Annotated in this window: 25 protein-coding genes; 13 read left to right on the top strand and 12 right to left on the bottom strand. The window is 63.2% G+C overall.

Going from position 1 to position 26412, the window contains the following annotated elements; genetic code table 11:
• Nucleotides 1-3: 3 nt before the first annotated feature.
• The 5 genes from DDE20_RS13400 to DDE20_RS13380 all read right to left on the bottom strand — a co-directional run bounded on the left by DDE20_RS13400 (nucleotide 4) and on the right by DDE20_RS13380 (nucleotide 5283).
• Nucleotides 4-813, bottom strand: coding sequence for an ABC transporter ATP-binding protein (locus DDE20_RS13400; RefSeq protein WP_116559026.1), 810 nt, complete (start codon nucleotides 811-813; stop codon nucleotides 4-6).
• On the bottom strand, nucleotides 810-1610 hold the full coding sequence (locus DDE20_RS13395; RefSeq protein WP_116559025.1) for an ABC transporter ATP-binding protein: 801 nt from the start codon (nucleotides 1608-1610) through the stop codon (nucleotides 810-812). The genes DDE20_RS13400 and DDE20_RS13395 overlap by 4 nt, the downstream gene beginning before the upstream one ends.
• The gene (locus tag DDE20_RS13390; RefSeq protein WP_116559024.1) at nucleotides 1607-2752 is read right to left on the bottom strand and encodes a branched-chain amino acid ABC transporter permease; all 1146 of its coding nucleotides are present in this window, start codon (nucleotides 2750-2752) and stop codon (nucleotides 1607-1609) included. The genes DDE20_RS13395 and DDE20_RS13390 overlap by 4 nt, the downstream gene beginning before the upstream one ends.
• A 6-nt stretch (nucleotides 2753-2758) precedes the next feature.
• Nucleotides 2759-3787, bottom strand: coding sequence for a branched-chain amino acid ABC transporter permease (locus DDE20_RS13385; RefSeq protein WP_116559023.1), 1029 nt, complete (start codon nucleotides 3785-3787; stop codon nucleotides 2759-2761).
• A 149-nt stretch (nucleotides 3788-3936) separates the two neighbouring features.
• A complete protein-coding gene (locus tag DDE20_RS13380) occupies nucleotides 3937-5283 on the bottom strand; it encodes a substrate-binding protein (protein WP_116559022.1) in 1347 nt (448 codons plus the stop codon).
• A gap of 171 nt (nucleotides 5284-5454) precedes the next feature.
• Here DDE20_RS13380 and DDE20_RS13375 point away from each other — a divergent pair, with 171 nt between their 5' ends.
• On the top strand, nucleotides 5455-7053 hold the full coding sequence (locus tag DDE20_RS13375) for a helix-turn-helix domain-containing protein (protein WP_165814523.1): 1599 nt from the start codon (nucleotides 5455-5457) through the stop codon (nucleotides 7051-7053).
• Here DDE20_RS13375 and DDE20_RS13370 read toward each other — a convergent pair.
• From DDE20_RS13370 to DDE20_RS13355, 4 genes are all read right to left on the bottom strand, one after another.
• Nucleotides 7050-9773 (bottom strand): sensor histidine kinase, encoded by a 2724-nt coding sequence (locus DDE20_RS13370; protein ID WP_116559020.1) that lies wholly within the window; start codon nucleotides 9771-9773, stop codon nucleotides 7050-7052. The two genes, DDE20_RS13375 and DDE20_RS13370, sit on opposite strands and share 4 nt — an antisense overlap.
• Entirely contained in the window at nucleotides 9773-10066 is a 294-nt protein-coding gene (locus tag DDE20_RS13365; RefSeq protein ID WP_116559019.1) for a hypothetical protein, read from the bottom strand. The genes DDE20_RS13370 and DDE20_RS13365 overlap by 1 nt, the downstream gene beginning before the upstream one ends.
• Nucleotides 10063-10440: a response regulator transcription factor gene (locus tag DDE20_RS13360; RefSeq protein WP_116559018.1), complete on the bottom strand. Its 378-nt coding sequence runs from the start codon at nucleotides 10438-10440 to the stop codon at nucleotides 10063-10065. Before DDE20_RS13360 ends, DDE20_RS13365 begins: the two co-directional genes overlap by 4 nt.
• Before the next feature lie 198 nt (nucleotides 10441-10638).
• The gene (locus DDE20_RS13355) at nucleotides 10639-11910 is read right to left on the bottom strand and encodes a Rieske 2Fe-2S domain-containing protein (protein WP_116559017.1); all 1272 of its coding nucleotides are present in this window, start codon (nucleotides 11908-11910) and stop codon (nucleotides 10639-10641) included.
• Between the two features lie 99 nt (nucleotides 11911-12009).
• Here DDE20_RS13355 and DDE20_RS13350 point away from each other — a divergent pair, with 99 nt between their 5' ends.
• The 4 genes from DDE20_RS13350 to DDE20_RS13335 are packed head-to-tail and all read left to right on the top strand — an operon-like array spanning nucleotide 12010 to nucleotide 15493.
• On the top strand, nucleotides 12010-12939 hold the full coding sequence (locus tag DDE20_RS13350; protein ID WP_116559016.1) for a PDR/VanB family oxidoreductase: 930 nt from the start codon (nucleotides 12010-12012) through the stop codon (nucleotides 12937-12939).
• Nucleotides 12926-14083 carry a Gfo/Idh/MocA family protein gene (locus DDE20_RS13345; RefSeq protein ID WP_240608071.1) on the top strand — a complete coding sequence of 386 codons (1158 nt, stop codon included), beginning with the start codon at nucleotides 12926-12928 and terminating at the stop codon, nucleotides 14081-14083. Before DDE20_RS13350 ends, DDE20_RS13345 begins: the two co-directional genes overlap by 14 nt.
• Before the next feature lie 4 nt (nucleotides 14084-14087).
• On the top strand, nucleotides 14088-15071 hold the full coding sequence (locus tag DDE20_RS13340) for an ABC transporter substrate-binding protein (protein ID WP_240608069.1): 984 nt from the start codon (nucleotides 14088-14090) through the stop codon (nucleotides 15069-15071).
• Entirely contained in the window at nucleotides 15068-15493 is a 426-nt protein-coding gene (locus DDE20_RS13335; RefSeq protein WP_116559015.1) for a hypothetical protein, read from the top strand. Before DDE20_RS13340 ends, DDE20_RS13335 begins: the two co-directional genes overlap by 4 nt.
• A gap of 85 nt (nucleotides 15494-15578) precedes the next feature.
• On the opposite strand, the gene DDE20_RS13330 is transcribed toward DDE20_RS13335, so the two are convergent.
• Nucleotides 15579-16106, bottom strand: a complete 528-nt coding sequence (locus DDE20_RS13330; protein ID WP_240608066.1) for a MarR family winged helix-turn-helix transcriptional regulator — start codon at nucleotides 16104-16106, stop codon at nucleotides 15579-15581.
• A gap of 288 nt (nucleotides 16107-16394) precedes the next feature.
• On the opposite strand from DDE20_RS13330, the gene DDE20_RS13325 reads away from it, so the two are divergent.
• Together DDE20_RS13325 and DDE20_RS13320 are read left to right on the top strand one after the other, a co-directional pair.
• Nucleotides 16395-17591, top strand: coding sequence for an enolase C-terminal domain-like protein (locus DDE20_RS13325; protein WP_205961672.1), 1197 nt, complete (start codon nucleotides 16395-16397; stop codon nucleotides 17589-17591).
• Nucleotides 17588-18586 carry a ketopantoate reductase family protein gene (locus tag DDE20_RS13320; protein ID WP_205961671.1) on the top strand — a complete coding sequence of 333 codons (999 nt, stop codon included), beginning with the start codon at nucleotides 17588-17590 and terminating at the stop codon, nucleotides 18584-18586. Before DDE20_RS13325 ends, DDE20_RS13320 begins: the two co-directional genes overlap by 4 nt.
• A gap of 6 nt (nucleotides 18587-18592) precedes the next feature.
• Here the strand turns inward: DDE20_RS13320 and DDE20_RS13315 are convergent, their stop codons facing one another.
• The gene (locus DDE20_RS13315) at nucleotides 18593-19621 is read right to left on the bottom strand and encodes a LacI family DNA-binding transcriptional regulator (protein WP_116559013.1); all 1029 of its coding nucleotides are present in this window, start codon (nucleotides 19619-19621) and stop codon (nucleotides 18593-18595) included.
• 90 nt (nucleotides 19622-19711) lie between these two features.
• Nucleotides 19712-20266: an NADPH-dependent FMN reductase gene (locus DDE20_RS13310; protein ID WP_116559012.1), complete on the bottom strand. Its 555-nt coding sequence runs from the start codon at nucleotides 20264-20266 to the stop codon at nucleotides 19712-19714.
• Nucleotides 20267-20706: 440 nt separating this feature from the next.
• Between DDE20_RS13310 and DDE20_RS13305 the strand changes: the two genes are divergently transcribed.
• The 6 genes from DDE20_RS13305 (at nucleotide 20707) to DDE20_RS13280 (ending at nucleotide 26287) form a co-directional block, all read left to right on the top strand.
• Nucleotides 20707-21231, top strand: a complete 525-nt coding sequence (locus DDE20_RS13305) for a VOC family protein (RefSeq protein WP_116559011.1) — start codon at nucleotides 20707-20709, stop codon at nucleotides 21229-21231.
• 186 nt (nucleotides 21232-21417) lie between these two features.
• The gene (locus tag DDE20_RS13300) at nucleotides 21418-22410 is read left to right on the top strand and encodes a TRAP transporter substrate-binding protein (RefSeq protein WP_165814522.1); all 993 of its coding nucleotides are present in this window, start codon (nucleotides 21418-21420) and stop codon (nucleotides 22408-22410) included.
• Between the two features lie 10 nt (nucleotides 22411-22420).
• Nucleotides 22421-22939: a TRAP transporter small permease gene (locus DDE20_RS13295; protein WP_116559009.1), complete on the top strand. Its 519-nt coding sequence runs from the start codon at nucleotides 22421-22423 to the stop codon at nucleotides 22937-22939.
• Nucleotides 22932-24224 carry a TRAP transporter large permease gene (locus tag DDE20_RS13290; RefSeq protein ID WP_116559008.1) on the top strand — a complete coding sequence of 431 codons (1293 nt, stop codon included), beginning with the start codon at nucleotides 22932-22934 and terminating at the stop codon, nucleotides 24222-24224. The genes DDE20_RS13295 and DDE20_RS13290 overlap by 8 nt, the downstream gene beginning before the upstream one ends.
• Nucleotides 24225-24230: 6 nt before the next feature.
• Nucleotides 24231-25418: an alpha/beta hydrolase gene (locus DDE20_RS13285; protein WP_116559007.1), complete on the top strand. Its 1188-nt coding sequence runs from the start codon at nucleotides 24231-24233 to the stop codon at nucleotides 25416-25418.
• Between the two features lie 8 nt (nucleotides 25419-25426).
• Complete coding sequence (locus DDE20_RS13280) at nucleotides 25427-26287, top strand: isocitrate lyase/PEP mutase family protein (RefSeq protein ID WP_116559006.1); 861 nt, start codon at nucleotides 25427-25429, stop codon at nucleotides 26285-26287.
• Nucleotides 26288-26412: the final 125 nt, after the last annotated feature.

Raw genomic sequence — 26412 nt, 5'->3', positions numbered from 1 at the left:
CGCTCAAATGGCAAGGTATTTTTCCCGCAATTCGGTGTTTTCCAAAAGCTCGGCGGCTCCACCTGTATGGACCAACTCGCCCGAGTCAAGGATCACCGCCCGATCCGAGAGGCGCAGCGCCGCCACCGCGTTCTGCTCGACGATGATCGTGGTGATGCCGCGTTCTTTGATGCTTTGCACGATGCGCTCGATTTCCTGCACGATCACCGGTGCGAGGCCCTCATAGGGCTCGTCCAGCAGCAGCAGTTTGATATCGCGGGCCAGCGCGCGGGCGACGGCGAGCATTTGCTGTTCGCCGCCCGAAAGGGTGATCCCCTCTTGCAGGCGACGCTCGGCAAGCCGCGGGAAATGCTCGTAGATTTCCTCGATCTCCCAGCCGCGACCGGGCGAGACCTGCGACAGGATCAGGTTTTCCTCGACGGTCATGCCGGGGATGATGCGGCGGTCCTCGGGCACCAGCTGGATACCGGCGCGCGAGGCCTCAAAGGCTTTCATCGGGTGCACGGCTTGGCCTTCAAGCCAGATTTCGCCGCGGGTCATTGCCGGATCATCCAGCCGCGCGATCGCCCGCAGGGTCGAGGTTTTACCCGCCCCGTTGCGCCCTAAAAGTGCGAGGATTTCACCCTTGCGCACCTCTAGCGAGACGCCCTGCACAATATAGCTTTCGCCATAATAAGCATGGATGTCGCGGATCGAAAAGAACGCGTCTCCGGCGGGTTTTGTGGCGGTATTGGCGGCAGCGGTATCGGCGGTAGTGGCGCCGATATTGGCTGCGGCAGTGGCGGGGGTTTTTTCTGTGACAGCGATATTCATTCTGCAGGCACTCCCAAATAAGCCTCTTTGACGCGCGGGTCATCCTTGACCTGTTGCGGCGGGCCCGAGGCGATCAACCGGCCCTGCGCCAGCACCGAGATCCGGTCGGCGAGTGAAAACACCACATGCATATCGTGCTCGATAATCACGATGGTCATGCCGCGGCTTTTGATCGATTTCAGCAGCTCGATGGTGGTGTTGGTGTCATGGCGCGACATGCCGGCGGTGGGCTCGTCCAAAAGCAGCAGACGCGGGCGCTGGATCAGGCACATCGCCAGTTCCAGCCGCCGTTTGTCGCCGCGCGAGAGGGCACCGGCGTGATCCTCGCGCCGCGCATAAAGGCCGAATTCGCGCAGCAGCCCCTCGGCCTCGGCGCGGATCTCGGCCTCATCCATCACCGCGCGGAACATATTGACCCGAAACGCCCCGTCGCGGCGGGCGAAAGCGGGCGCCATGACGTTGTTCAGGACCGAGAGATCGGCGAAGATCTCGGGGGTCTGGAACACCCTAGATATACCGAGCTGGTTGATCTCATGCGGGGCCATGCCGGTCAGCACATTGCCATCAAAGACCACCGCGCCGCTGGTCGGCGGCAGGCGGCCGATGATCACATTCAACAGCGTGGATTTCCCCGCACCATTGGGCCCGATGATCGCATGGGTGGTGCCCTCTTCGACCTGAAGGTCGATATCGGACAGCGCCTTGAGCCCACCGAAATTCTTGAACACATCCGCGACATGCAGGACGATATTGCCCGGAACGGCGTCAGGGGCGACGGCTTTGGCTTGCGCGGTCATGTGCGTTTCTCCTGTGCGTCGGCGGCAAGGTCATAGGTGTCGGAGCGGCGTCTAAAGCGGTGGCGGAGCTTTTCGGCGCCCTCGACCAGACCGCCGGGCAGGAACACCACGATCAGCACGAACACCAGACCCAGCGTCAGATGCCAGCCTTCGCCGACAAATTTCGACATCACCGTGACGGCGACGCTTTGCACCCCGTCGGGGAGGAACTCGAAAAACCCGTTGAGCATCTGGGTGTTGATCGCCGAGAAGATATTCTCGCAATATTTGATCACCCAAGCACCGATCACCGGCCCAAGCAGCGTGCCGACGCCGCCGAGAATGGTCATCAACACAAGGTTGCCCGATTCCGTCCATTGCATGCGCTCGGCACCGGCAATCGGATCGGTCACCGCCAGAAGGCCACCGGCCAGACCGGCGAACATGCCCGAGATCACAAAGGCGGTCAGCATATAGGGCTTGGTGTTAAAGCCGGTGTAGATCATCCGCGTCGGGTTCGATTTGATCCCGCGCAGGGCCATGCCAAAGGGCGAGGCAAAGATTTTCTGCGACAGAAAGAAACAGGCGATCAGCACCAGCGCGCAGATATAAAACCCGCCGTAGCCGCCCAGCTCAATGCCGATCAGCGAGGGCATCGGCATGCCAGAGGCGGATTGCCCGACGCCAAGCATCGTATCAATCGCGCGCGGATCATCGCGGGCGATCAGTAGGCCGGTCTCGCCATTGGTGATCGGGGTGAGCACGGAATAGGCGAGGCTATAGCTCATCTGCGCGAAGGCCAGCGTCAGGATCGAGAAATAGATACCCGAGCGCCGCAGGCTGAAAAACCCGATGAACAGCGCGAAGATACCGGCGAAGACCACGGCGAAGAACAGCGCCGGGATCATATCCATCGACAGGAGTTTGAACGACCAGACCGCGGTATAAGAGCCGACGCCGAGAAACGCCGCATGGCCAAAGCTGAGATAGCCGGTGAGGCCGAAGAGGATGTTAAACCCAATGGCGAAAATCGCATAGATGACGAATTTCTGCATCAGCCCCGGGTAGGCCGCGCCCAAGGGCTGCAGCCAGATCGGCATGGTCATGACGATGACGGAAAACACCGCCAGCAAGGTGAAGTCTTTGCGAGATAGTGAAAACATGGCGGATCAGCTCTCCATGACGCCGGAACGACCCATCAGGCCGCGCGGGCGCACCAGCAAAATGATGATTGCGACGAGGTAGATGATGATCTGGTCGATCCCCGGAAAAATCGAGGTGACCTCATTCATCGAGGCAAAGCTCTGCAGGACGCCCAGAAGGAAGCCTGCCACCACCGCTCCGGGCAGTGACCCCATGCCGCCGACCACCACGACGACGAAGCTCAGCACCAGAAAATCCATCCCGATGTGATAGTTGGGCGCCAGAAGCGGGGTATACATCGCCCCCGCGACACCGGCGACGACCGCGGCAAGGCCGAAGACGATGGTGAATTTGCGGTCGATGTCGATGCCCAGAATGCCCACCGTCTCGCGGTCGGCCATACCGGCGCGCACCACCATCCCGAAGGTGGTGAACCGCATGAAGGCAAAGACCGCGCCGATCACACCGGCCGAGAACAGCAGATAGACCAGCCGCCATGTCGGATAGGTGACGCTATAGGCCTCCATCCCGAACCAGACGCCGACATCGGCAGCAACGCGCAGATCGGCGGGGATCGGCTGCGGCACCGGATTGGCGCCAAAGAAGCTGCGCACGATTTCCTGCAGCACGATGGCAAGGCCGAAGGTGACAAGGATCTGCTCGGCGTGGCTGCGTTTGTAGAAATGCTTGATCAGCCCGCGCTCCATGACGATGCCGATCACCAGCATCACCGGCACGGCAAAGATCACCGAGAGGGGCACCGAGTAATCGACCAGAAACGCGCCCCAATCGCCAAGCCAGCTTTGCACCAAGGGCGTGCGCACCTCGACCGGCGCGCCCCAAGGCGACAGCTGCGTGGGATCGACGGTCACCGTCTCGATGGTCAAGAGATAGCGGAAGACCACCGCGCAGAAACATCCCAGCATGAACAGGGCGCCATGGGCAAAATTGACCACGCCCAGCGTTCCGAAAACCAAGGTCAGGCCGAGGGCGATCAGCGCATAGGCGCCGCCCTTGTCCAGACCGTTGAGCAATTGAGCAAGTATCGCGTCCATTTTACCCTCAACTCCCGCATCATTCCGGCAAATATCCGGGCGAAAAATTTCTTGCGCACAGAGGGGACGGTCGGCGCGGGAATGTCCCGCGCCGCCCTTTGCCTCATGCGTCAGTCGTGCCTGTTATGGCGCCAGTTAGAGTGCTGCGATCAGCACATATTCGGCTCGTAGGGGCCCAGCTCGCCGCCAAAGATCGCGGGGTCATACATGACATCCTCGCGCGGCGTCTTGCCGACCACGTCGAGCACGTCAAAGCGGCTGGTCGGCGCCTCGTTGCCGCGCACCACAAGCACCTCTTTGAAGCACTGGTGGTCCGAGCCGCGATAGAGCGTCGGGCCGTTGCCGAGACCGTCGAACTCGAAGTCCTCGAGCGCGCGGATCACCTCGGGCGGGTAGAAAGTGCCGGCCCGCTCGACCGCATCGGCGTAGAGCAGCGTCTGCACATAGCCGGTGTGCGCCGACTGCGAGGGCGGCTCGCCGTATTCGGCGCCGTAGGACTGGGTGAAGGCGCGCGAGCCCGCGTCGTCAAGCTGCCAGTTCCAGTTCTGGGTGCCGATGATGCCCTTCACCGCATCGCCCGCGCCCACCGCCATCAGTTCCGAGAACATCGGCACGATGATTTCGAACTGCTTGCCGTTCGCCATCCGGTCGCGCATGCCGAATTGCACCGCCTGCGGCAGCGAATTCACCATGTCGTGGCCATAGTGGTTGAGGATCAGCACATCCGCGCCCGAGTTCAGCACCGGCGTCAGATACTGCGAATAATCCCCGATCCCGAGCGGTGTGCGAACGGCACGCACGGTTTCCCAACCCAATGCTTCGGTCGCCGCCATGATCGATTCTTCCTGGGTCCAGCCCCAGTTGTAATCGGCGGTCAAATGATAGGCGCGGCGGTCGCGGCCATATTCCTCGGCCAGCAGCGGCGCGATCGCGACGCCGGACATATAGCCTTGGAAGAAATGCCTAAACCCGTAGCGGCGCTTGTCCTTGCCGGTGGTGTCATTGCCGTGGGTCAGGCCGGACATATAGATCACGCCCAACTCGTGGCAGAGCGCCTGTTGCGCCACAGCCTCGCCGGTGGTGACGCAGCCGGTGACCATCACCGCGCCGTCACGTTCGATCATCCGGCGGGCGCCGTCGCGGGCGGCGTCGGTGTTGGTCTGGGTGTCGCCGGTGACATAGCGCAGCCGCTTGCCGAGGATGCCGTTGCCCTTGAGCGCAGTCGGCTGCATGGTGTTGATCATGCCGCCGTCACCCTCGCCGTTGATATGCTTAACGGCCAGCTCGTAACCCTTGAGTTGCTCGAGCCCCTCTTCGGCATAGGTGCCGGTCTGCGGCACGTTGAAACCGATGATCGGATCATTGTCGCCAGGATTGTTGCAAAACTGCTGCGCATAGGCGCGGTTGGTCAGCACCAGAGGCGAGGCCACCGCTGTTGTCAGCCCTGCCCCCACGGTCTTGAGCAAGCCACGCCTGTTCATTGTGAACTTTGTCATCACTGTCCTCCCTTGCGGTGTAAACACCAGTTTCTCCCGCCGAAAGACTAGGGACACATTGAAAATCTAATCAATATCAATTTGATTACACTGCATAAATCTGTTAATCATTGAACTTATGCGGGGTGTGATCTGTCAATTGTTGACAAGATTGCAGCGGGGAGGATGGCGATGCGGGCACCGATCGGGATCAGGGTGCGGCGGCACCGGATGGCGCTGAAGCTGACGCAGGCGGGGCTGGCGCGGGCGGTGGGGATTTCGCCGAGCTATCTGAACCTGATCGAGAACAACAAGCGCGAGATCGGCGGCAGTCTGCTGCAAGCGATTGCCCAGCATCTGGGGCTGGGGGTTGAGGATCTGTCCGGCGATCCCGAGCAGCGCACGCTGAATGCGCTGCAAGAGGTTCTGAACGATCCCTTGTTGCAGCGGCTGGCGCTGGAACAGGCCGATCTGCATGATTTGGTTGCCAGATTTCCCGAGGTGGCGCGGGCGCTGACCAAGCTGCACGCCGCCTATACCGACGCCAATTCCGAGCTTGACGCCTATGCCAACCGGCTGTCGTCGGACCCGATGCTGTCGCAGATGCTGCATGAGGTGCTCAGCCGGATCACCGCGATGCGCTCGAGCGCGGAAATCCTGAGTAAGATGGAGGATCTGGCGCCCAAGGACCGGCAGCGGTTCAGCGGGCTGATCTCGAGCGAGGCGAGCAGCATGTCGGAGACGGTGCGCGGGCTGGCGTCGTATTTCGATATGGAATCGCGCGAGCGCCGCACCCTGTCGCCGCTGCGCGAGGTCGAGGATGCGCTGATCAACAGCAACAACCATTTCCCCGAGTTGGAACTGCTGGCCGAGGCGCTGCGCGCCGAGATCGAGGCGCAGGGGGCGTTTGGCGAATCAGCCATGGCGGCGGCTTTGGAGGCGCAGTTCGGCGTCACCTGTCGGCGCTGGACCGGCGCGGTTCGGGCGCAGATGCCGGCACAGGTGATAGCCTCGGGCGGGCCGCGTCCGGCGCGCTATGATGGTGACGCCAAGACCCTGTGGCTGCGCGGCTCGGCGACGGCGGCGACGCGGCAATTCCAGATGTGCCGGCTCTATGCGCAACAGGCCGGTGCGGCGCAGATTGACGCGACCTGCGACCGGCTGGACCTGTCATCGCCCGAGGCGCGTGCGCTGGCGCAGGGGGCGCTGTCGTCCTATGTGGCGGGGGCGATGGTGATGCCCTATGCACAGTTTTGGACCGATGCCGAGGCGCAGCGTTATGATATCGACCTGTTGAGCCACAGCTACACCGCCAGTTTCGAACAGGTCGCGCATCGGCTGGTGACATTGCGGCGCGAGGGGGCGGAGGGGGTGCCCTTTGGCTTTCTGCGCTCGGATATCTCGGGGCGGTTGACCAAACGCTTTCCGCTGCCCGGATTGTCGCTGCCGAGTTCGGGGTTCGGCTGTTCGCTCTGGCCGATTTATTCGGTGTTTGGCACCTCGGGCATCCAGCGGCAGATTTCCGAGTTTCCCAATGGCGCGCGGTTTTTACTGATCGCCAAGACGGTGAAGAAACGCGTGCAGGCGTGGCAGGAACAACCCTTGGTGTTCTCGGTGATGCTGGCCTGCGATCTCTTGCATGCGGGGCGCACGGTGTATGGGCAGGGGCTGGATCTGGACGATCCGCAGGCGCGGGTGCCGGTGGGGCCGAGTTGCCTTTTGTGTGTGCGCGAGGGGTGCAGTCACCGGCAGGAAGAGGCGGCGACAATGATGCAATCCCCGACGGGTTAGGCGGGTTCGTCCTCGCTCAGCGGCAGGGTGATACGGAAACACGCCCCCTCGAGCGGGCCATCGACAAGTTCCAGCCTGCCGTTCATCTTCTGGATGATCGTATAGCTGATGTTCAGCCCCAGCCCGAGGCCCGAGGGCACCGCCGCGCCCGCATCCGAGGGCTGCACGCGCATGAATTTATCGAAGATATTGCTGTGGTATTCCGCCGAGATGCCTTTGCCATTATCGGCGATATCGACCACATATTTCCCGCCCTCGACCCGTGACAGCACCTGCACCACCGGCGCTTTGGCGTCGTTATGGGCGATGGCGTTGGCGATGATATTGATGAACACCTGACAGAGCCGGTCGGGATCGCCGAGGATCTGCGCGTCTGGCACCTGCGGGTGATGCTCGACAGCGATGGCGTGCTGGCGGGCGAGCGCCTCGCAGACGATAAAGGCGCGGGCGAGCACGGTTTCGCCGTCGATGGGGCGGATGTCCCATGTGCCCTCGCCGTGCTCCAAAGCGCTCATGTCGAGGATACCGTCGAGAAGCCGCGTCAGACGGGCGCTTTCTTGGTGGATGGTCTGGATGAACCGGCTGCGGCGGTCGGGGTCGAGATCCCGCTCGCGCAAGAGGATCTGCGAGATCGAGCGGATCGAGGTCATCGGCGTGCGCACCTCATGGCTGACCTGACTGAGGAAATCATCCTTTTGCCGGTGGAGTTCATGCAGCCGTGCGTTGGCCTCTTGCAACTGTTGGGCGGTGAGGCGCAGCTTGTGGGATTTTTCCTCTAGCTCATGCGAATATTCAATCGCCTGCTGGGTTTCACCGGCGATCTGCATCACCTCCTCTAATGAAATCCGGTCATCGGCGCCGACCTTGGTCAGCAGCACATGCGCCGAGGCGGCACCGATGGAACTGGCGAGCTCGCGTTCCAATCGGGCGATGAATTCCGAGGAGACCGCAACATCGAGCGCGTGATCGCCGCGCGGGATATTGGCGGCCTCAAAGAGGGTTTGTGCGCGGTGCCAGCCAAGCACGCGCTCGGCGACGAAAAATATCTCATCGGTGGTGGCCGAGCCGCGAATGACGCGGGTTTGTGCGCCCTGATCGGCGCGGAAGATATCGACGAAAACGCCGGATTGCACCCGCTCCATGATGTTCTGCTTGGCCAGAAGCGAGACGAAAATCAGCGCGGTGACGTTGAAAAACAGGCTCCAGAACACCGAATGCACCAAGGGATCGAGCCCCTCCATGCCAAAGAGGGCCTCGGGGCGCAGGGCGGTCAGCCCCCATGGGCCATGGGCCACAAGGCTGGCGATGGTCAGCGAAGAACTGGTGAAACTGGGCAGAAACAGCGTCCATGCCCACGTCGCGGTGCCGATCAGAATGCCCGACAGCGCGCCGTAGACATGCGCCTGCCGCCAATAAAGCGCGGCCAGAAGCGCGGGCAGGAATTGCGCGACACCGGCGAAGGAAATCAGCCCGATGGGCGCCAGCGCGTCGCTTTCACCGGTCAACCAGAAATAGAGGAAGCCCATCAGCAGGATCACCGCAATCGAGATCCGGCGCGAGCGCAGTAGCAACCGCGCGATGCCCTTTTCGCCGGTCTCGACCAGCTTGTCGCCACGGCTGAGCGCGAGGGGCAGCACGATATGGTTGGAGACCATGATCGACAGCGCAATCGAGGCGATGATGATCATCGAGGTGGCCGAGGAAAACCCGCCAATAAAGGCAAACAGCGCCAGCCCGTCCTGCCCCGCCGCCATCGGCAGGGTGAGGACGAACATATCGGGGTTCGATCCTGCGGGCATCGTCGCCAGCCCGTAATAGGCGATCGGTAGGGTGAAGGTGCTCATCAACAGCAGATAGGCGGGAAAGGCCCAGCCGGCGGTGCGCAGATGTTCCTCGTTGGAGTTCTCGATCACGGTGATATGGAACTGGCGCGGCAGGCAGAGGATGGCGCTGGACGAGAGGATCAGAATCGCGATCCAGCGGCTGCCGAAGGGCTCGCGCTCATGGATATCAAACCCCGCCTCAACGGCGCGGGCGTAGACATCGCCAAAGCCGCCGCTCATCCCGAAGACCACAAACAACCCGACCGCGATCAGCGCCAGCAGTTTGACGGCGGCTTCAAAGGCGATGGCGGCGACAACGCCGAGATGTTGCTCGCGCACATCGACGTTGCGAGTGCCGAAAAAGATCGAGAACAGCGCCATGCCCACCGCCGCGCCCAGCGCAAGGCTGACATCATCGAGCCCCGCCAGCCGGTCGCCATGGCCGCGGGCGCTGGATACGGTCTGGATCGAGGTGGCAATCGCCTTGAGTTGCAGCGCGATATAGGGGGTGATCGTGACCATGGCGATCAGCGTCACCAGAACCGCGAGGCTGCTGGATTTGCCGAACCGCGAGGACAGAAGGTCGGCAATCGAGGTGATGCCCTGCGAATGGCAGACCCAGACCAGTTTGCGCAACAGGAACCACCAGCCGACAAACACCAGCGTCGGCCCCATATAGACGGCCATGAACTCGAGCCCGTCGCGGGCCGCCGTGCCGACCGCGCCGTAGAATGTCCAACTGGTGCAATAGACCGAGATCGACAGCGTGTAGACCAAGGGCGAGCGCAGGAATCCGGCCTTGCCACGGCGCGTTTGGGCGTCGGAGAAATAGGCGATGACGAACAGCAAACCGACATAGGCCACCGCCGTCAGAATGACGAAATCCGGTGACAGCATCAGGATTTATCGGGCTCCGCGCTTTTGTCGATCGGGGGGCTGTCCACCGGCTCGGGGTCGATCTGGCGTGGTAGACGGCGCGAAAGGACCACCGCGCAGAGCACCAGCGCCGTCCAGATGGTGAACAGATAGGCGACTTCCAGAGGGATGCCGAACAGAAGGCGGCGCACCGCAAACAGGTTGAGAAATGGCGGCGTCAGCAGTAGCGCGGCAAAGGCGGGGATGACAAATCCGGCGTCCTGCCAGCGACGGCGCACTTCGGTGCGGGCCGGAACCGGACGCGGGGCGCTCATGGCGCGCGGTCTTTGCTGAGCAGCCGCGAGACTTCCGCGAGCAGCTCATCATTGTCGAAGGGCTTGGTGATGAAGCCGTCGGCGCGCAGGTCCAGCGCCATCTTGCGGTCCTGTTTCTGCCCGCGCGCGGTGAGCACCAGAACCGAGATATCGGCCAGATGCGGATCATCGCGCAGGATGCGCAGCACCTCCAGCCCGCTGAGCCGCGGCAGCATGATATCAAGCAGCAACAGCCGTGGCCGCGCGCGCCGGATACTGGCCAGCACCGCCTCGCCATCGGTGACGGACTCGACGCACCACCCCGCATGCTCGAGGATAAAACGCAGCGGATCGAGGATCGCGGGCTCGTCCTCGGCAATCAAAATATCACTCATGGAGCCTCCCCCCATCTCTGTGACGCGGAGTAAAGCCGGTTTACTTTCATTTCGCAACATCGGCGGTGGCAATGGCTGGCGGAGGTGACGCTGAAATACACCGGCGGCGCGGCTAAAAAGCGCAGCGCGGGCGAGGATCTGCAACGCGATCTGGACAGTCTGAAAGCGCTGATCGACAGGGATGACGACGGCTAGACCTCAGGGCGCGGGCGTCTGCCAGATCGCGCGCCAGTCGCTGCCCTTGGGCACCACGCCTTGATACGAGGCGATCTGCGCCTGCGGCAGGCGGCAGGCGGTGCCGAGTGCGGGGGCGCCATTGGCCATGGCGATGGCGGCATCGACCATCAGGCGGCGGAATTCGACAATCGCGATATCCGAGGCGCCGAGCACATCATCGCTGCGGTCAACGATCGTGCCCATCGACACCCACATCGCGATATCCTGATTGGGAATGCCTTTGATGCCGGTGAAATTCCCCTCTTTCATCAAGTCGCGGTCCTGCCGGAAGCGGTTCTCCATCGTGCCATAGGTCGCCCATGTCACCGGATCCAGATCCTCGCCCGGCACGGCGCTGGCAAAGGCGCGCCATGATTGCGTATCGGGGGTGTCCTCGGGATCGCCCCAAGCGATGAAATGAAACATCGAGGCGCCGTCATCCACCGGCACGATCACCGTCGCCACATTATACGAGGAATTGGGCGGGATCAGCGAGGTATAGGGCGCGATATACTGGGTGATGCGCAGATAGTCATGGGTCGCGGCCTGTTTGATCGGGCGGCGGATGGCGACATATTGAAACCCGTAATCGGTGGTCGCGGCCTGCATACGCGGGGATTTATCGGTCGAGGGGCGCAGCCATTTGCTGTCGGTGGCACCGGCGCTATCGACCCGCGCGGGCACCATATCCGAGGAGTGCAGCGAGGACGAATGGGCGCTGTCGATCTGGCCTTCGGTCATCTGCGCCCAATTTGCCGGAATGCGGATTTTCAGGATCGACACGCGCTCGGTGCCGGTCGGGCAAAAGGCGGGGGGCTGGAATTCGGGCACGGTCTCGGGATCGCCGAGCCATGCCCAGACAAACCCCGCCGCCTCCACCGTCGGATAGGCGCGGTGTTTGACCTTGCTCATCAAGGGGCTGCCCTCGGGCTCGGAGGACATCGCCACGACATTGCCCGCGACGTCAAATTTCCAGCCGTGATAGAGACAGCGCAGCCCGCAGTCCTCATTGCGCCCCAAGACCAAGGAGGCCAGACGATGCGGGCAGCGCTCATCCAGCAGGCCCAACTCGCCCTTGGTGTTGCGAAAGGCCACCATCCGCATGCCCAGCGCCTCGACCAGCAGCGGCGTGCCATCGCGCTCAGTAACCTCCTCGGACAGGCAGACCGGCGTCCAATGCTGGCGCATCAGATCGCCCATCGGCGTGCCCTTCGAGACCTGCGTCAAAACCTCGTTTTCCTGCACTGACAGCATGTTCATCTCCTATGGCTGCGAAAACTCTGCCAAAGCCGCCCGCGCTTGACAAGATAATATTAGATATCTAAGCTAAATCTATTCAGCGGAGCCTGATTGATGAAACTTGACGTCCTCCAGCGGCGTGCGCTGACCCCGCAGATCATGGAATTCACCCTTGCCGCTGCGGATCGCCGCGTGCTGCCCGCAGCCGAAGCGGGGGCGCATATCACCCTGCAGACCCCCTCGGGCGCGATGCGGCGCTATTCGCTGGTGCATCCGGCCAAGGCGCCCGAGGCCTATGTGGTGGCGGTGAAACGCGAGCCGCAGTCGCGCGGCGGCTCGGCCTCGATGCATGACGCCGCGCAGGTCGGGCAGATGCTGGACGGCGCGCCGCCCGAGAACGCCTTTGCGCTGGGTGCAGAGCATCCGGCGCTGCTGATTGCGGGCGGGATCGGGATCACCCCGATCTATGCGATGGCCCAGCAACTGGCCGCCGAGGGCCGTGCCTTCCGGCTGGTCTATTGCGCCCGCGATGCGCAAAACGCGGCCTATGCGGCGGAATTACAGGCGCTATGCGGCGCGCGGCTGACCCTGCATTGCGACGCGGGCGATCCCGAAAATGCCTTTGATTTCTGGGACATCTGCGCCGAGCCGACGGCGGAACATATCTATTGCTGCGGCCCCGCGCCCTTGATGGAGGAGGTCCGCGCGGTCACCGGCCATTGGCCCGAGGGGCGGGTGCATTTCGAGGATTTCAAACCCGTCGACGTGGTCCGCGCCGATGACCAGCCCTTCATGGTGACGCTGCAACGCTCGGGCCAAGAGATACTGGTGCCCGCCGACCGCTCGATCCTTGAGGCGCTGCGCGATGCCGGTCATCCGACGGTGAGTTCCTGCGAGAGCGGCACCTGTGGCACCTGCAAATGCGGCCTGCTGGCGGGGGCGGTCGATCACCGCGACAGGGTGTTGATGGAGGATCAAAAGCAGGACCACATCATGATTTGCGTGTCGCGCGCGGCGGCGGGGCATCTTGTTGTCGATCTCTGACCCCCTGCGCCTTGGCGTGGTCGGGCTGGGCCGCGGCTTTGCCCTGAGCGCGCGGGCCATCGCGGCCCATCCCGGCCTGCGGCTGGTTGGTGCCGCCGATCCCGATGATGAGAGTTGCCGCGCCGTCCAGGGCGCCTTTGGCGGGCGCATCTATGGTGATATCGCGGCGCTGGCGGGCGATCCCGATATCGAGGCGATCTATATCTGCACCCCGCATCACCTGCACCGCGACCACGCGCTGACCGCCCTGCGCGCGGGCAAACATGTGCTGGTGGAAAAGCCGATGGCGGTGACGCTGGCCGAGACCCACGCGATGATTGATGCCGCAGAGGCGGAGGCGCGGCAGTTGATTGTCGGCCCCAGCCATAGTTTCGACGCGCCGGTGCGGCTGGCCGCCGAGATGATCGCCGCGGGGGCGATTGGCGCGGTGAAGATGATCCATGCGCTCTATGCGACCGATTTCCTCTATCGTCCGCGACGGGCTGCGGAACTGGCGGGGGATCTGGGCGGCGGCGCGGTGCTTGGGCAGGCGATCCACCAGATTGACGTGGTGCGGCGGCTGGCGGGCGTGCCCGCGCAACGGGTCACCGCGCGCACCGGCGGGGCTTGGGATCCAGCGCGGCGGGTCGAGGGTGCCTATGCGATGCTGGTGGATTTCGACGGCGGGATTTTCGCCACGCTGACCTATTCCGGCCATGGGCATTTTGACGGCGACCGGCTGATGGAGGGCATCTCGGAACTGGGTATCCGCAAGCCCGACCGCCATCGCGCCACCCACCCACGGCTGCACGCTACCGCCGATGAGGCGGCGGCGCGGCGTGCACGGCGGTTCACCCGGCTGGAGGACTGCCCGCAGCCCGAAACCCATGAGCATTTCGGGCAGGTGATCGTCTTTGGCACGCAGGGCGATCTGCGGCTGACGCCCGAGGGCGTTGAGCTGAGCGATGCCCAGCGCCGCAGCTTTCACCCCGCCCCGATCACCACCCCGCGCGCCGAGGTCTTTGACGCGCTTTATGCCGCGATCCGCCACGGCCGCGCGCCCTTGCAAGACGGCGCATGGGGGCGGGCGTCGCTGGAAATCTGCCTTGCCGCGCTGGCCGGTGCGCGCAGCGGCGCGGTGCAACCCCTTCAATTCCAAAGGTGATGATGTGACGCTGAAACTCTCGATTGCGATGGGCGATTATGACCGCACGCGCCCGCTGTTTGACCGCCGCGTGCAGATCGACGGGGTCGATCCGCTGTTTCTGCTGCAGTCGCCCGAAGAGATGTTTTTCAACGCCTTCCGGCACCGCACCTGCGATGTGACCGAATTGTCGCTGAGCTCTTATTGCGTGTCGCTGACCCGCGAGGACCCGCCCTATATCGGCATTCCGGTGTTTCTGAGCCGTGCGTTCCGCCACTCGTCGGTTTATGTGCGCGAGGATCGCGGGATCGAAAGCCCCGTTGATCTGGCTGGCAAGCGTATCGGGCTGGCCGAATACCAGCTAACAGCGAATGTCTGGGTGCGGGCGATATTGGCCGAGGCCGGGGTGACGCCCGACCGGATCACCTGGCTGCGCGGCGGGATGAATGCGCCGGGGCGGCCCGAGAAGATCAGGCTCGACCTGCCCGCCGATGTGACCGTCGAACAGGCACCCGAGGGGGCAACGCTGAACCAGATGCTGGTTGATGGCGCGATTGACGGGTTTATCGGCCCGCGCTGGCCGGCGTGCTTTCACGAGGGCCACCCGATGGTGCGGCGGCTCTGGCGTGACGGGCTGCAGGCGGCGCGGGACTGGCATGCGGAGAGCGGGCATTTTCCGATCATGCATATCCTCGGGCTGCGCCGTGAACTGGCCGCGCAGCACCCGTGGTTGCCCGGCGCTTTGCTCAAGGCCTTCACCCTGTCGAAACAGGCGGCGCAGGCGGCATTGGCGGACACCTCGGCGACCAAAGTGACGATGCCCTTTGTCGAGGATATTCTGGCGATCTCGGCGCGGATGTCGGCGGATATATGGTCTTACGGCGTGGCCGAGAACCGCGCGACACTGGCGTATTTCCTGCGCCACCACCATGCGCAGGGGTTGAGCCCGCGTCTGTTGGAGGTGGATGAATTGTTCCATCCCTCCACGCTGGAAAGCTATTCGCTATGAGCCTGCGCGCTGGAGATATCGTCGAGATCGAGACGCCGCAGGGGTGGCTGCAGGGGTTGGTGATGGCGCAGGAGGCGGGCTATCCGCCGGCGATCGGGGTGGCGATGGTGCTGCATGACGCGCCCTTACCCGCCCCCGCCGCGCCCTTGGATCCCACCGCTTTGCAGGTGGTGTTGATGCCGCTGGACCGGGCGCAGCTTGCGGGGCATCTGCGGGTTCTGGGGGCGCAGCGCCCGCCACCATCGCCCGGGTTTCGCGTGCCGGTGCGGGACCGCGCGGGGGCCGAGATTTACGACTGGATCTGGCAGGCGGGGCGGCTCAGGCTGCGTCGGCCCGAGGATGCCGACGACCTGCCGCTTCGCGAAATCCGCGCGCTGGATGATCTGGTGGAAGATCTGGCCGGACGGGCCAAGCGGCGCTGAACCCTGTCGCGTTTTGCAAGTTCGGCGCAGTCACTGGTAGCCGGGGAGTGCCAACCTGCCAGTGGCTGGCCCCGGCGCCCCGCGCTTAAACCGCGCTGGTGGCGCGGGTGGGAGGCACCCGCAGACCGCGTTCGGCGGCTTCGATCTCGTCGCGGGCCAGATTGTCGATGATCACCCCCAAAGCATCCCGCAACACCTGCTGGGTCTGCAGGCTCAACCCCTCGACCGCGACCTCATTGGCCTCGATCGCCAGCGGCACCAGCTTGTCGCGCAGCGCCCAGCCCTCGGGCGTCAGAAACGCATGCTGGCGGCGCTTGTTGCCCTCGACATTGCGGCGCTCAAGATAGCCCAGCTCCTCCATCCGCAGCAGCGCGGTATGGGTGGTCGGTTCTTTGAGATGCGCGCGCTCGCTCAATGCGCGCTGCGAGAGCCCGTCCTCCTGCCACAGAATGCGCAGAAAGATCCAATGACTGAAGGTCACATTATGAACCGACAGGCGGATCTGCAGCGACCGGTTGAACGACCGCGCCGCCAGCCGGATCAATCGCGCCAAACGCTCTTCTTGCGGATCGGCGCTGGTGTCCTGCGCTTCGATAGTGTCAATGCGTGACATTCTGTTCCCCCCCGCATGTCCTCATTGCGGCGCGCGGCTCCACAGCGTGAGAGCCCTGCGTGATTTTCCAGACAGGTTAATCCTTTGCAAAACGCAAAGCCATGGTTAAAGCCTAGCCTTGACCCGGCTCGCGTAATGCGGAATATCGCAGGGCGGATTTCTACCTCAGGTTTATATCGCGTGCAACGCCCTGCCGGTTAGCGGCGACTGGGTTGTTGACTTGATTTTGCACACGTGTTCAGATCGCGGCATCACGCAGCAAACACGCGCAGCATCCAAAGGATCCCCATGGCGCAGATGGCGACGGGTCTGACGCAGGCCCGCATTATCGATATCCGCGAGGTCTCGGTGCCCTTGAGCGGCGCGCTGGCCAATGCGGTGGTGAATTTCGCCTCGCATGACGTCTCGCTGGTCGCGGTGATCAGCGATGTGATCCGCGATGGCAGGCCGGTGGCGGGGCTCGCGTTCAACTCGATTGGCCGTTTCGCCCAGCCGGGATTGTTGAACCGCCGCTTTATCCCGCGCCTGCTCGCCGCCGATCCCGAGACACTGGCCGGAGGGCCGAATGGCGCGCCCGATCCGGCGAAAATCCGCGCTGCTGCGATGCGCGATGAGAAACCCGGCGGCCATGGCGACCGCGCCTCGGCGGTGGCGGCGCTGGAACTGGCGATCTGGGATCTGGCGGCGAAACTGGGGGATGAGCCGGCCTGGATGACGATCTCGCGCGCCTTTGGCAGCACGCCGCATCGCAACGGCTGCGATGTCTATGCGGCGGGCGGCTATTATTACAGCGGCGACACCACGCGCACCCTGACGGATGAGCTGAAATCCTATCTCGATCTGGGCTTTACCGCGGTGAAAATGAAGATCGGCGGCGCGGCCTTGGCACAGGATCTGACGCGCGTCGAACAGGCGATTGGCATCCTTGGTGGCGCGGGCAATGTCGCGGTGGATGCCAACGGGCGGTTTGACCGTGCGGCGGCGCTGGACTGGGGGCAACGGCTGGACGGCTACGGGCTGCGCTGGCTTGAGGAAATGGGCGATCCGCTGGATCTTGGCACCCATGCGGCGTTAACCAAGGCGCTGCAAACGCCGATTGCCACCGGCGAGAACCTGTTCAGCCGTCAGGACCTGCGCAATCTGATCGGATTTGGCGGCGCGCGGCCCCTGCGGGATATCTTTCAGATGGACGCGGGGCTGAGCTATGGGCTGGGTGAATACGCCGGTATGATCGCCGATCTGGAGGCGGCGGGCCATAGCCGCGCGCAGATCATGCCGCACGGCGGGCATCTGATCAATCTGCATATCGTCACCGCGCTGGGGCTGGGCGGCTGCGAGGCCTATCCCAGGGTGTTCGAGCCCTTCGGCGGCTATTCCGCCCAGTGCCGATTGCAGGACGGCAGGATCAGCCCCAGCGATGCGCCGGGGTTTGGGTTGGAGCAAAAACAAGGGCTTAGGCCGCATATCCAGGGGTTGCTTGAATGAGCGGCGCGGGGGGAATGATCGGCGCGGATGTCGAACCGGCGCGGATCGGCATTTTGGGCTGCGGCGCGATGGGATCGGTCTATGCGGCGCTCTTTGCCGAGGCCGGGGCGCAGGTGATTGCGCTCAATCGCAAGGGCGCGCATCTGGGTGCAATCACCGCCCATGGGCTGCGGCTTTCGGGCGCCAGCGGGGATCGGGTGGTGCACCTGCAGACCTGCGCGATGCCGCCCGAGCACGCCGAGACCCTGCCGCCATTGGACTTGCTGATCGTCGCCACCAAATCCATGGATGCGGCGCAAGCGACGCGCGACGCGCTGCCTTTGCTGGCGCCGCAGACGCTGGTGTTAACCATCCAGAACGGGCTTGGCACCAGTGATCAACTCGCCGGAATTGTCGGCGCCGAGCGGCTTGCGGTGGGTATCGCCGCGGCCTTTGGCGCCAGCATCCAGGCCCCCGGCCATGCCCATCACGCCCATAGCGGCAGCCTGACCATCGGCGCCTATCGCGGGCTGGATGCGGCGCAAGTCTCGCGGATCGCGGCGCTCTGGCGCGCGGCGGGGATCAGGGCCGAGGCCGTGGCGGATATCGCCGCGATGCAATGGGAGAAACTGATCTGCAACGCCGCCTTCAGCGGGCTTTGCGGGGTGACCGGTTTGCGCGTCGGCGAAGTGATGGCGAGCGCCGAACTGGCACCGCTGGCCCAAGCCGCCGCCGCCGAGGCCTTTGCCGTCGCGCAGGCCGCGGGCGTCGCCCTGACGGTCCGCGATCCCGTCGCCCATGCGATGGCGTTCGGCGAGAAAGTGCGCGCGGCGAAACCCTCGGTGCTGTTGGATATCGAGGCCGGACGGCGCAGCGAGATCGAGGTGATCAACGGCGCCATCGACCCGATTGCGCGCCGGTTCGGCACCATAGCGCCGGTCAATGCGACGATCGCCGCATTGGTGCGCCACCGCGAGCGGCAGGCGGGGTTGCGCGGTGACAGCGAGGCCGGTTAAGCGCCCTTAAATGCGCCGCACTGTGCCGCGTTCGATCAGCGCACAGGCAAACCGAAAATCACGCTGGCCCTGCGCATCCGTCTCGATTTGCACAGCGTTTTGGGCCGCGGCATCGGCTTTCTGCCCGCTGGCGAGTGCGGCGACGGTGCTGGCGATCCGGTCAATCGGCAGGCCGACCGTGGTGATCCCCGCGCCCCAATGGGCGAACCAGTCCGGGTCATCATAGCCGGTGAAACTCAGGTCTTCGGGCACCGACAGACCCGCCGCGCGCACCGCGTCCAGAAAGCCGATGGTCAGCTGCGAGGAGCCCAGAACGATGGCCTCGGGGCGATCAGGATCGCGCAACAGACGCTCGGTTGCGGCGCGGCCGAATTCGGGCTGCGGCGGGCCGAGGTCATAATGCGTATGGGCCGCAACGCCCGCCTCTTGCATCGCTGACAGATAGCCCTGCAACCGCTCGCTGCCGGTGCTCAGGGTCTCGGGCCCGCCGCCGATATAGGCGATGCGTTGATGCCCGCGCGACAGCAGATGCCGCACCGCCTGTGCCACCCCCTGCCCGTCATCCGCGGCGATCAGATCCGTGGCCAGAGCCGGATTGCGGCGCACCATCTGGGTGGTTGGAATCGCCCTGAGAATATCCAGCGACAATTTGGTTAACGCGCTTGTCGGGGTGATCACGATCGCCCGCGCGCGCGCCCGCTGGAGTTCGACCAAATGGCGCTCTTCGCGGGCCGGATCCTCATCGCTGGTGGCCAGAACCAGTTGCAAACCGCGGTCCGCCACATGCCGCCCGACAACGCTGGCTATTCGCGAATAGAAGTGGTTGTTAATATCGGGCAAAACAAAGCCGACAATATTCGACGCCGAGCCGCGTAAAGCCCGTGCGGCGTTATCGGGGAAATACCCCATTTCCTTGGCCGTGCGCTGCACCAGTTCAAAGGTCTCGGGGTTCACCAATGGCGAATTATTGAGCGCGCGCGAGACTGTCGCATGCGACATCCCGATTTTGCGGCCAATATCTTTGATCGTTACCAAACCGGTGATCTCCTTTGCGCCTGCGACTGCGCCCCCGTGCGACGAACCGTTCGGCGGCGTATGCGCAGCGCTAAATACGCTTGCGGTAAGTCATTGCTTTGCCGCCATTTGTCCGCGGAATGCGTTCAAGGCCGCGTCGATCCGCACCCGCGCCATCGGGTCTTGAAACCGGGCCTCGATATCCGCTTTTGACCCGACACCACTCATCGAGATCATATAGGGCATTGTCAACGCACCCAAGAGTTCAATGCTTGGCCGCAGCGATTTCATCCCGCGCCATGCGCCGTAGGGCGAGGCCGAGGCGCCGCCGATCAGCGTCGGTTTCACCGCCATCAGGGTAACCGAGATACGGCTCAACCAGTCGATGCCGTTTTTAAAACTGCCGGGAATCGCGTGGTTGTATTCCGGTGTGACGAATATCAAACCGTCGGCGGCGCTTATTTTATCGGCAAGGTCTTTCATCCCCTGCGGCGGGCCCTCTGCCGCCTCGCGGCGGGCGGAATACTGCGGCGTGTCCTCGAAAAGCCTGTAATCCACCCGTTCGACCTGTCCGGCGGCGCCGTCGAGCGCGGTGAGGATCACGTCGAGCAAGGCGACATTCAAGGATTGGTCGCGGCTTGAGGCGGCCAGCGCAATGATGGTCATCGAAACACTCCTAAGGGTCTGGAAACTGGGATCTGCGGGGTCGGGCACGGGGTCTGACGCTTGGCCTGACACCGGTAAGTTTTGATATCTAAGCTATGGCGTGGGGACGGTTCGGCGCAACCGGCGGCGCGGGGAAATTGATAAAATTGTCGAGAAAACCCCTTTGGTGTTGCTTGGGTCGCGGCTGCAAAATACCGCGCGACCCGCGGCAGGGCAGCCGGAAGACTGGCGCAAACTCCGGCAAAATTCTTGCCGGAAACCCCTGTTCGAATCATACTGGCCACCACAACCCGCGCCCCTGCCCTTTGCTGCCACGTCAGATTTTCACGCGCCACATCAACATTCTACAAGAAATTCCACCGTTCCAGATAAAAATCTTTGCTACTTCTTAGATATCGAATATTATCAAATCGAGAACCATATCAGTAAGGGAGAAACTGATGTTACCGCAGTCGATTCACCATGTGGCCTACCGCTGCAAAGACGCGAAAGAGACCGTCGACTTTTACGAAAAAGCACTGGGCATGTCCTATACCTTTGCGGTTGCCGAGGATGAAAACCCGACCACCGGCGAATCCGCACCCTTCATGCATATCTTCTTTCAACTGCCCGATGGCAGCCATGTCGCGTTTTTTGAACTGCCCGAAGAAAACGAGATGGGCCGCGACCCGAACACGCCGGAATGGGTGCAGCATCTGGCGATGGATGTCGGCAGTCTGGACGACCTGAACACCGCCAAATCCCGGCTGGAAGCGATGGGCGTCGAGGTGGTCGGACCGACCGATCACAAGATTTGCCATTCGATCTATTTCTTCGATCCCAACGGTCACCGGCTCGAGCTGGCCTATCGCACGCTCTCGGATGAGCTGGCCAAAAAATTGCATGACATTTCGGCGCCGATGCTGGAAGAATGGACCAAGACCAAGCGGGCGCCGCGTCATTTGATGGCGAAACTCGCGGAATGAACGCCGCGACGGGCGGGGTGTCGAATGCAGATAAAGATCAATGGACCGGCAGTTTCCGCCACCCGCGCCAGTGATAGAGACGATCATATTTTGACCAGAGCGCGGCTTCGCCCGCATGACATTAAATCCAGGGAGGATTCTATGAATACGCGATTTGCCCTAGCCGGGCTTTTTTTCGGGATGCAAATGTTCACGTTTACATCCGCAGCGGGCGCCGACACAACGCTCAGATTTGGCTGGTATGGCAGCGCCGAGGCCGACTTTAACCGCGATGGCACTTTTGTCTGGGGCGAGATGGTCGAAGAGGCCACCGAGGGCCGCGTGCAGGTCGAATTTCTGGCCTCGCCGCCGGGCTCGCCGGTGGTGTTTCATGATCTGATCCGCGACCGCGTGATGGATGCGGGCTATTATTCGCCCGGCATCCAGCAGCGGCCTTTCGTGCTGCACCGTGTCGCCGAACTGCCGTTTCTGGGCGATTCCGCCGAGGCAAATTCGGTCGCCTATTGGCGCATTTACCAAGAATATCTGGCCGCCGCGGGCGAGAATGACGAGGTCGTTGTGGTCACCGTGTCCACCCATGGGCCGGGGATGATCCATAACTCGGAACGGCCGGTGATCAGCGCCGCCGATCTTGAGGGGCTGAAGATGCGGGTGCCCGGTGACACCATCGGGCAACTGGCGGATTCGCTGGGGGCGGTGGCGATGTCGGTGCCCTTTACCGAGGTCTCGCAGGTGATTTCGAGCGGCATCGTTGACGGGATTTTCGTGCCCTATAATGCGGTGCGCGATATGTCTCTGGCGCGCTATCTGCCCTATACCACCGATGTGCCCGGCGGGCTGTATAACTTCGTGTTCCACTTTGCGATCAACCGTGAGGCATGGGCCGAAATCTCAGCCGAGGATCAGGCCGCGATCATGGAGATCTCGGGCGAATCCGGGGCGCGGCTGATTGGCCGGTCATGGGATGTCGGCGATGCGGCGGGGCGTGAGTATGTCGCGGAGGAAGGCGTCGACGTGGTTGATATGTCACCGGAATTCCGCGCCGAGATCGAAGCCGCCTTTGCCCCGATCGAAGAGGAATGGTTTGAAAACGCCGCCAATCTGGGCGTTGACGGGCGCGCCGCTTTGGCCGCTTACCGCGACGAGGTTGCGCGGCTCAATGCCGAACTTGCCGAATAGGGGCGGCTGAATGGCCGCGGCGAACCAGAGTGACAATCTGCGGGGTGACTGGCCCCGCAGGTTGCTGAGAACCGGCCTTGCGCTGGTGCTTTTTGCGCTGATGATGATCACCGTGATTGACGTGATCGGGCGCGATATTTTCGACAGCCCGCTGCGCAGCGCCTATGAGGTCACCGGCCTGTTGCTGATGGTGCTGTTTTTCCTTGGCCTGCCGGAGGCGACGCTGCAGGGGGTGCACATTACCGTCGGGCTGATCGACTCGGGCTTGGGAGTGCGGGCGCGGCGGATGCTGGATGCGGCGGTCTGTCTGCTTTGCGCGGTGACGCTGGGTGCGCTGAGTTTTTATGTCGCGCAAAAGGCCTTTGGCTCGATGCGCTATGGCGAGGCGACGATGTTCCTGCGGGTGCCGCTGGGGCCGTTTTCGCTGCTGGCGGCGGGGTCGATTGCGCTGACCGCGCTGATCCTTGCGGGGCAATTCGTGATCGCCCTGCGCGCCCCCTTGCCAATATCGGGCGGTGCCGATGATTGACGCCTTTCTCGGATTTGCCGCGCTGCTCTTGCTGATCTTTTTGCGGGTGCCGATTGCCTTTGCGATGATGCTGGTCGGGCTGGTCGGCTTTGGACTGGTGATCGGCTGGCGGCCCTCGTTCATCTCGGCGGCGCAGGCGACGATCCACACCACGCAGGATTATTCGCTGCTGGTGATCCCGCTGTTCCTGTTGATGGGCAATCTGATCTCGCGTTCGGGCCTCTCGGGGCGTTTGTATGATGCGACCTATGCCTGGTTGGGGCATCGGCCCGGCGGTCTGGCGCGGGCGACGATTGTCTCCTGTGCGGGGTTTTCGGCGGTCTGCGGCTCATCGCTGGCGACCACCGCGACGATGGCGAAAATCGCCGTGCCACAGATGAAACGGCTCGGCTATTCGCCCGAACTTTCCGCCGGAGCGATTGCGGCGGGCGGCACTTTGGGCATCCTGATCCCGCCGAGCGTGATCATGGTGCTGTATGGCGTGTTGACCCAGACCGATATCGCGGCGCTGTTCATCGCCGGGGTGATCCCGGGAGTGATGGGCATCGTGATGTATAACCTCGCGGTGACATTCGTCGTGCGCCGCGCACCGCAGGCGGGGCCGGCCGGTCCGGTGGTCAGCTGGCGCGAGAAATGGAGCGCGTTGCTGGGTGTCTGGGAGATCGTCTTGCTGTTCGCGCTGGTCATCGGCGGGATATATTTTGGCCTGTTCACCCCGAATGAGGCGGCGGGCGTCGGCGCCTTCGGGGCGCTTTTGTCGACCCTGTTCCGCCGCACCATCGGCTTTGGCCAGTTGGTCGATGTGTTCTACGAGACCGCGGTGATGTCGGCGACGCTGATCGTGGTGTTGATCGGCGCCTTCGTGTTTTCCAACTTTCTGAATATGACCGGCATGCCGCGCCAGATCGGCGAATTCGTCGCTGGCAATGGCTATCCGGTCTGGCTGGTGATGGCGCTGATCATTCTGGCCTATCTGGTGTTGGGCATGATCCTTGACAGTATTTCGATGATATTGCTGACGATTCCGGTGTTCTTTCCGCTGGTGCAATTCTACGGGCTGGACCCGATCTGGTTTGGCATCATCATCGTGGTGGTCACCGAAATCAGCCTGATCACGCCGCCGGTGGGGATGAATATCTTTGTTCTGGCCAGCGTCGTGCCCGAGATGCAGATCCGCACGATCTATCGCGGGGTGATCCCCTTTATCGCCGCCGATTTCCTGCGGTTGGCGCTGCTGTTGGCGTTTCCGGCGCTGTCTTTGTTCCTTCCCAATATGATGAATTGATCCGCTATGACCGACCGGCAAAAACACAAGTTCACCCGTCTGCCGCTGATTATCCAGTATCCCGAAGCGTTGAAAAACGCCGAGACTTACGGGTTTGTCGGCACCCAAGGCATGGTTAATCTTGAGGGGCAATTGCTGCGCCCCGAGGGGGTGGCGGCGAAAACCGTGTTGCTGATCATGCATCCGGCGACGACGCTGCAATTGCTGCCGGTGCCGATTGCGCTGGCCGAGGCGGGGTTTCATGTGATCTGCGGCAACAGTCGCTATGCGCGGTTCGATGCCAGCCTGATCATGGAGAAAGTGGCCCGCGATATGGGCGCCTATATCGACCACGCCAAGAACGTGCTGGGCTATGAAAAAGTCGTGCTGCTGGGCTGGTCGGGGGGCGCCTCGCTGTCGCTGTTCTACCAGTCGCAGGCCGAGAGCCCCGATATCACCCATACGCCGGCGGGCGATCTCTATGATCTGACGCAGGCGGGGTTGATCCCGGCCGACGGGGTGATGATGGTCGCCGCCCATGCCAGCCGCGCGCGCACGCTCAGCGAATGGCTCGACCCGTCGGTGATCGACGAATCCGATCCCTATACCCGCGATCCCGAGCTGGATATCTATGACCCGATGGGCGCGCCGCCGCCGCCCTATTCGGCTGATTTCATTGCCACATTCCGCGCTGCGCAACTGGCGCGGATGCGCAGGATCACCGCTTGGGCGCGCGACGAGCTGGAGCGGCTGAACGCTGCGGGCGGGGCCGAGTTCGAGCGGAGTTTTGTCACCCATCGGACGATGGCCGATCTGCGCTGGCTCGATCCGAATGTCGATCCCAACGACCGTGTGCCGCAGACCTGCTATCTGGGCAATCCCGAGGCGGCGAATGTCAATCCGGTGGGAATTGGCCGCTATTCCAGCCTGCGCAGTTGGCTGTCGCAATGGTCGGTGGATGACAGTCGCTGCGACGCGGTGGTCAGCGCCGCGAAGATCTCGGTGCCCCTGATGGTGATCGAGAATAGCGCCGATGACGGGGCGCCGGCCTCGCACAGCCGGATGGTCTATGAGGCGGCGGCGCAGACGCGGCGCGAGATGCATGTGATCAAGGGCGCGACGCATTACTATAAGGGCCAGCCCGAAAAGCTGCAGGAATGCCTTGATCTGATTTCCGGCTGGCTGGCGCAGACCGGCCTGACCTCATCGCTTTAGGGGCCGATATGCCGATCTCGTTGAAACAGCGGCTCACGCAGGGGCCGACGCTGATGGCGCCGGGGGTCTATGACGGGGTATCGGCGCGGCTGGCAGCGCAGGCGGGGTTCGAGGCGCTGTATATGACCGGTTTCGGGGTCTCGGGGGCGAGCCTCGGGATGCCGGATATCGGCTTGATGAGCGCCACCGAAATGGCCGAGCGGGCGCGCGCATTGGCCGAGGCCGCGGCGCCGCTGCCGCTGATTGCGGACGGTGATACCGGCCATGGCGGGGTGCTGAATGTGGCGCGGCTGGTGCGGCTTTATGAGCAGGCGGGAGTGGCCTGTATCCAGCTTGAGGATCAGGTTTTTCCCAAGCGTTGCGGGCATATGGCCTCGAAAGCGGTGATCGGGATTGAGGACGCCGCCGCCAAGATCGCCGCCGCCGTGGCCGCGCGGTGCTCGCCCGAGTTCCTGATCATGGCCCGCACCGATGCCCGCGCGCCCCATGGGCTGGACGAGGCCCTGCGGCGCGGCGAGGCGTTCCTGCAGGCGGGCGCGGATATACTGTTCATCGAGGCGCCGCAGTCACTGGCGGAATTGCAGCGCGTGGCCGCGCATTTCAAAGGCGTGCCGCTGGTGGCGAATATGGTCGAGGACGGCAAAACGCCCTATCTTTCGGCGGCGGAACTGTCGGAAATGGGGTTTGCACTGGCGATTTATCCGGTCTCGGCGCTGCTTGCGGTCTCGAGCCTGTTGCGCGACGTTTACCAGCAGATGCAAACCGCCGGACGTCTGCCCGCCGAGGTGCCGCGGCTGGGGTTTGACGCCTATAACCGCGCCATGGGGCTGGGTGATCTGATCCCCTCGGCGCTGTCTGACGACACCTGAGGGGGCGCGGGGCAAAGCGCCGCGGATCGCGCCGCCGCCTATCACAGCCGCGTTAATCAACCGTCAATCAACCGGCAATCGGCTAGACTTTTTGAGGATGTTGCATAAACCTCGACGGAAACCGC

This window comes from Pararhodobacter oceanensis, assembly GCF_003076755.1.
Classification (GTDB): Bacteria; Pseudomonadota; Alphaproteobacteria; order Rhodobacterales; family Rhodobacteraceae; genus Pararhodobacter; species Pararhodobacter oceanensis.
This window is presented reverse-complemented; position numbering and strand designations above follow the sequence as displayed.

What these genes read in the sequence shown, in the direction of transcription:
- DDE20_RS13400 (WP_116559026.1), bottom strand. Translation starts at nt 813, where the DNA reads ATGAATATCGCTGTCACAGAAAAAACCCCCGCCACTGCCGCAGCCAAT.
- DDE20_RS13395 (WP_116559025.1), bottom strand. Translation starts at nt 1,610, where the DNA reads ATGACCGCGCAAGCCAAAGCCGTCGCCCCTGACGCCGTTCCGGGCAAT.
- DDE20_RS13390 (WP_116559024.1), bottom strand. Translation starts at nt 2,752, where the DNA reads ATGTTTTCACTATCTCGCAAAGACTTCACCTTGCTGGCGGTGTTTTCC.
- DDE20_RS13385 (WP_116559023.1), bottom strand. Translation starts at nt 3,787, where the DNA reads ATGGACGCGATACTTGCTCAATTGCTCAACGGTCTGGACAAGGGCGGC.
- DDE20_RS13380 (WP_116559022.1), bottom strand. Translation starts at nt 5,283, where the DNA reads ATGACAAAGTTCACAATGAACAGGCGTGGCTTGCTCAAGACCGTGGGG.
- DDE20_RS13375 (WP_165814523.1), top strand. Translation starts at nt 5,455, where the DNA reads ATGCGGGCACCGATCGGGATCAGGGTGCGGCGGCACCGGATGGCGCTG.
- DDE20_RS13370 (WP_116559020.1), bottom strand. Translation starts at nt 9,773, where the DNA reads ATGCTGTCACCGGATTTCGTCATTCTGACGGCGGTGGCCTATGTCGGT.
- DDE20_RS13365 (WP_116559019.1), bottom strand. Translation starts at nt 10,066, where the DNA reads ATGAGCGCCCCGCGTCCGGTTCCGGCCCGCACCGAAGTGCGCCGTCGC.
- DDE20_RS13360 (WP_116559018.1), bottom strand. Translation starts at nt 10,440, where the DNA reads ATGAGTGATATTTTGATTGCCGAGGACGAGCCCGCGATCCTCGATCCG.
- DDE20_RS13355 (WP_116559017.1), bottom strand. Translation starts at nt 11,910, where the DNA reads ATGCTGTCAGTGCAGGAAAACGAGGTTTTGACGCAGGTCTCGAAGGGC.
- DDE20_RS13350 (WP_116559016.1), top strand. Translation starts at nt 12,010, where the DNA reads ATGAAACTTGACGTCCTCCAGCGGCGTGCGCTGACCCCGCAGATCATG.
- DDE20_RS13335 (WP_116559015.1), top strand. Translation starts at nt 15,068, where the DNA reads ATGAGCCTGCGCGCTGGAGATATCGTCGAGATCGAGACGCCGCAGGGG.
- DDE20_RS13330 (WP_240608066.1), bottom strand. Translation starts at nt 16,106, where the DNA reads ATGTCACGCATTGACACTATCGAAGCGCAGGACACCAGCGCCGATCCG.
- DDE20_RS13325 (WP_205961672.1), top strand. Translation starts at nt 16,395, where the DNA reads ATGGCGCAGATGGCGACGGGTCTGACGCAGGCCCGCATTATCGATATC.
- DDE20_RS13320 (WP_205961671.1), top strand. Translation starts at nt 17,588, where the DNA reads ATGAGCGGCGCGGGGGGAATGATCGGCGCGGATGTCGAACCGGCGCGG.
- DDE20_RS13310 (WP_116559012.1), bottom strand. Translation starts at nt 20,266, where the DNA reads ATGACCATCATTGCGCTGGCCGCCTCAAGCCGCGACCAATCCTTGAAT.
- DDE20_RS13305 (WP_116559011.1), top strand. Translation starts at nt 20,707, where the DNA reads ATGTTACCGCAGTCGATTCACCATGTGGCCTACCGCTGCAAAGACGCG.
- DDE20_RS13300 (WP_165814522.1), top strand. Translation starts at nt 21,418, where the DNA reads ATGTTCACGTTTACATCCGCAGCGGGCGCCGACACAACGCTCAGATTT.
- DDE20_RS13295 (WP_116559009.1), top strand. Translation starts at nt 22,421, where the DNA reads ATGGCCGCGGCGAACCAGAGTGACAATCTGCGGGGTGACTGGCCCCGC.
- DDE20_RS13290 (WP_116559008.1), top strand. Translation starts at nt 22,932, where the DNA reads ATGATTGACGCCTTTCTCGGATTTGCCGCGCTGCTCTTGCTGATCTTT.
- DDE20_RS13285 (WP_116559007.1), top strand. Translation starts at nt 24,231, where the DNA reads ATGACCGACCGGCAAAAACACAAGTTCACCCGTCTGCCGCTGATTATC.
- DDE20_RS13280 (WP_116559006.1), top strand. Translation starts at nt 25,427, where the DNA reads ATGCCGATCTCGTTGAAACAGCGGCTCACGCAGGGGCCGACGCTGATG.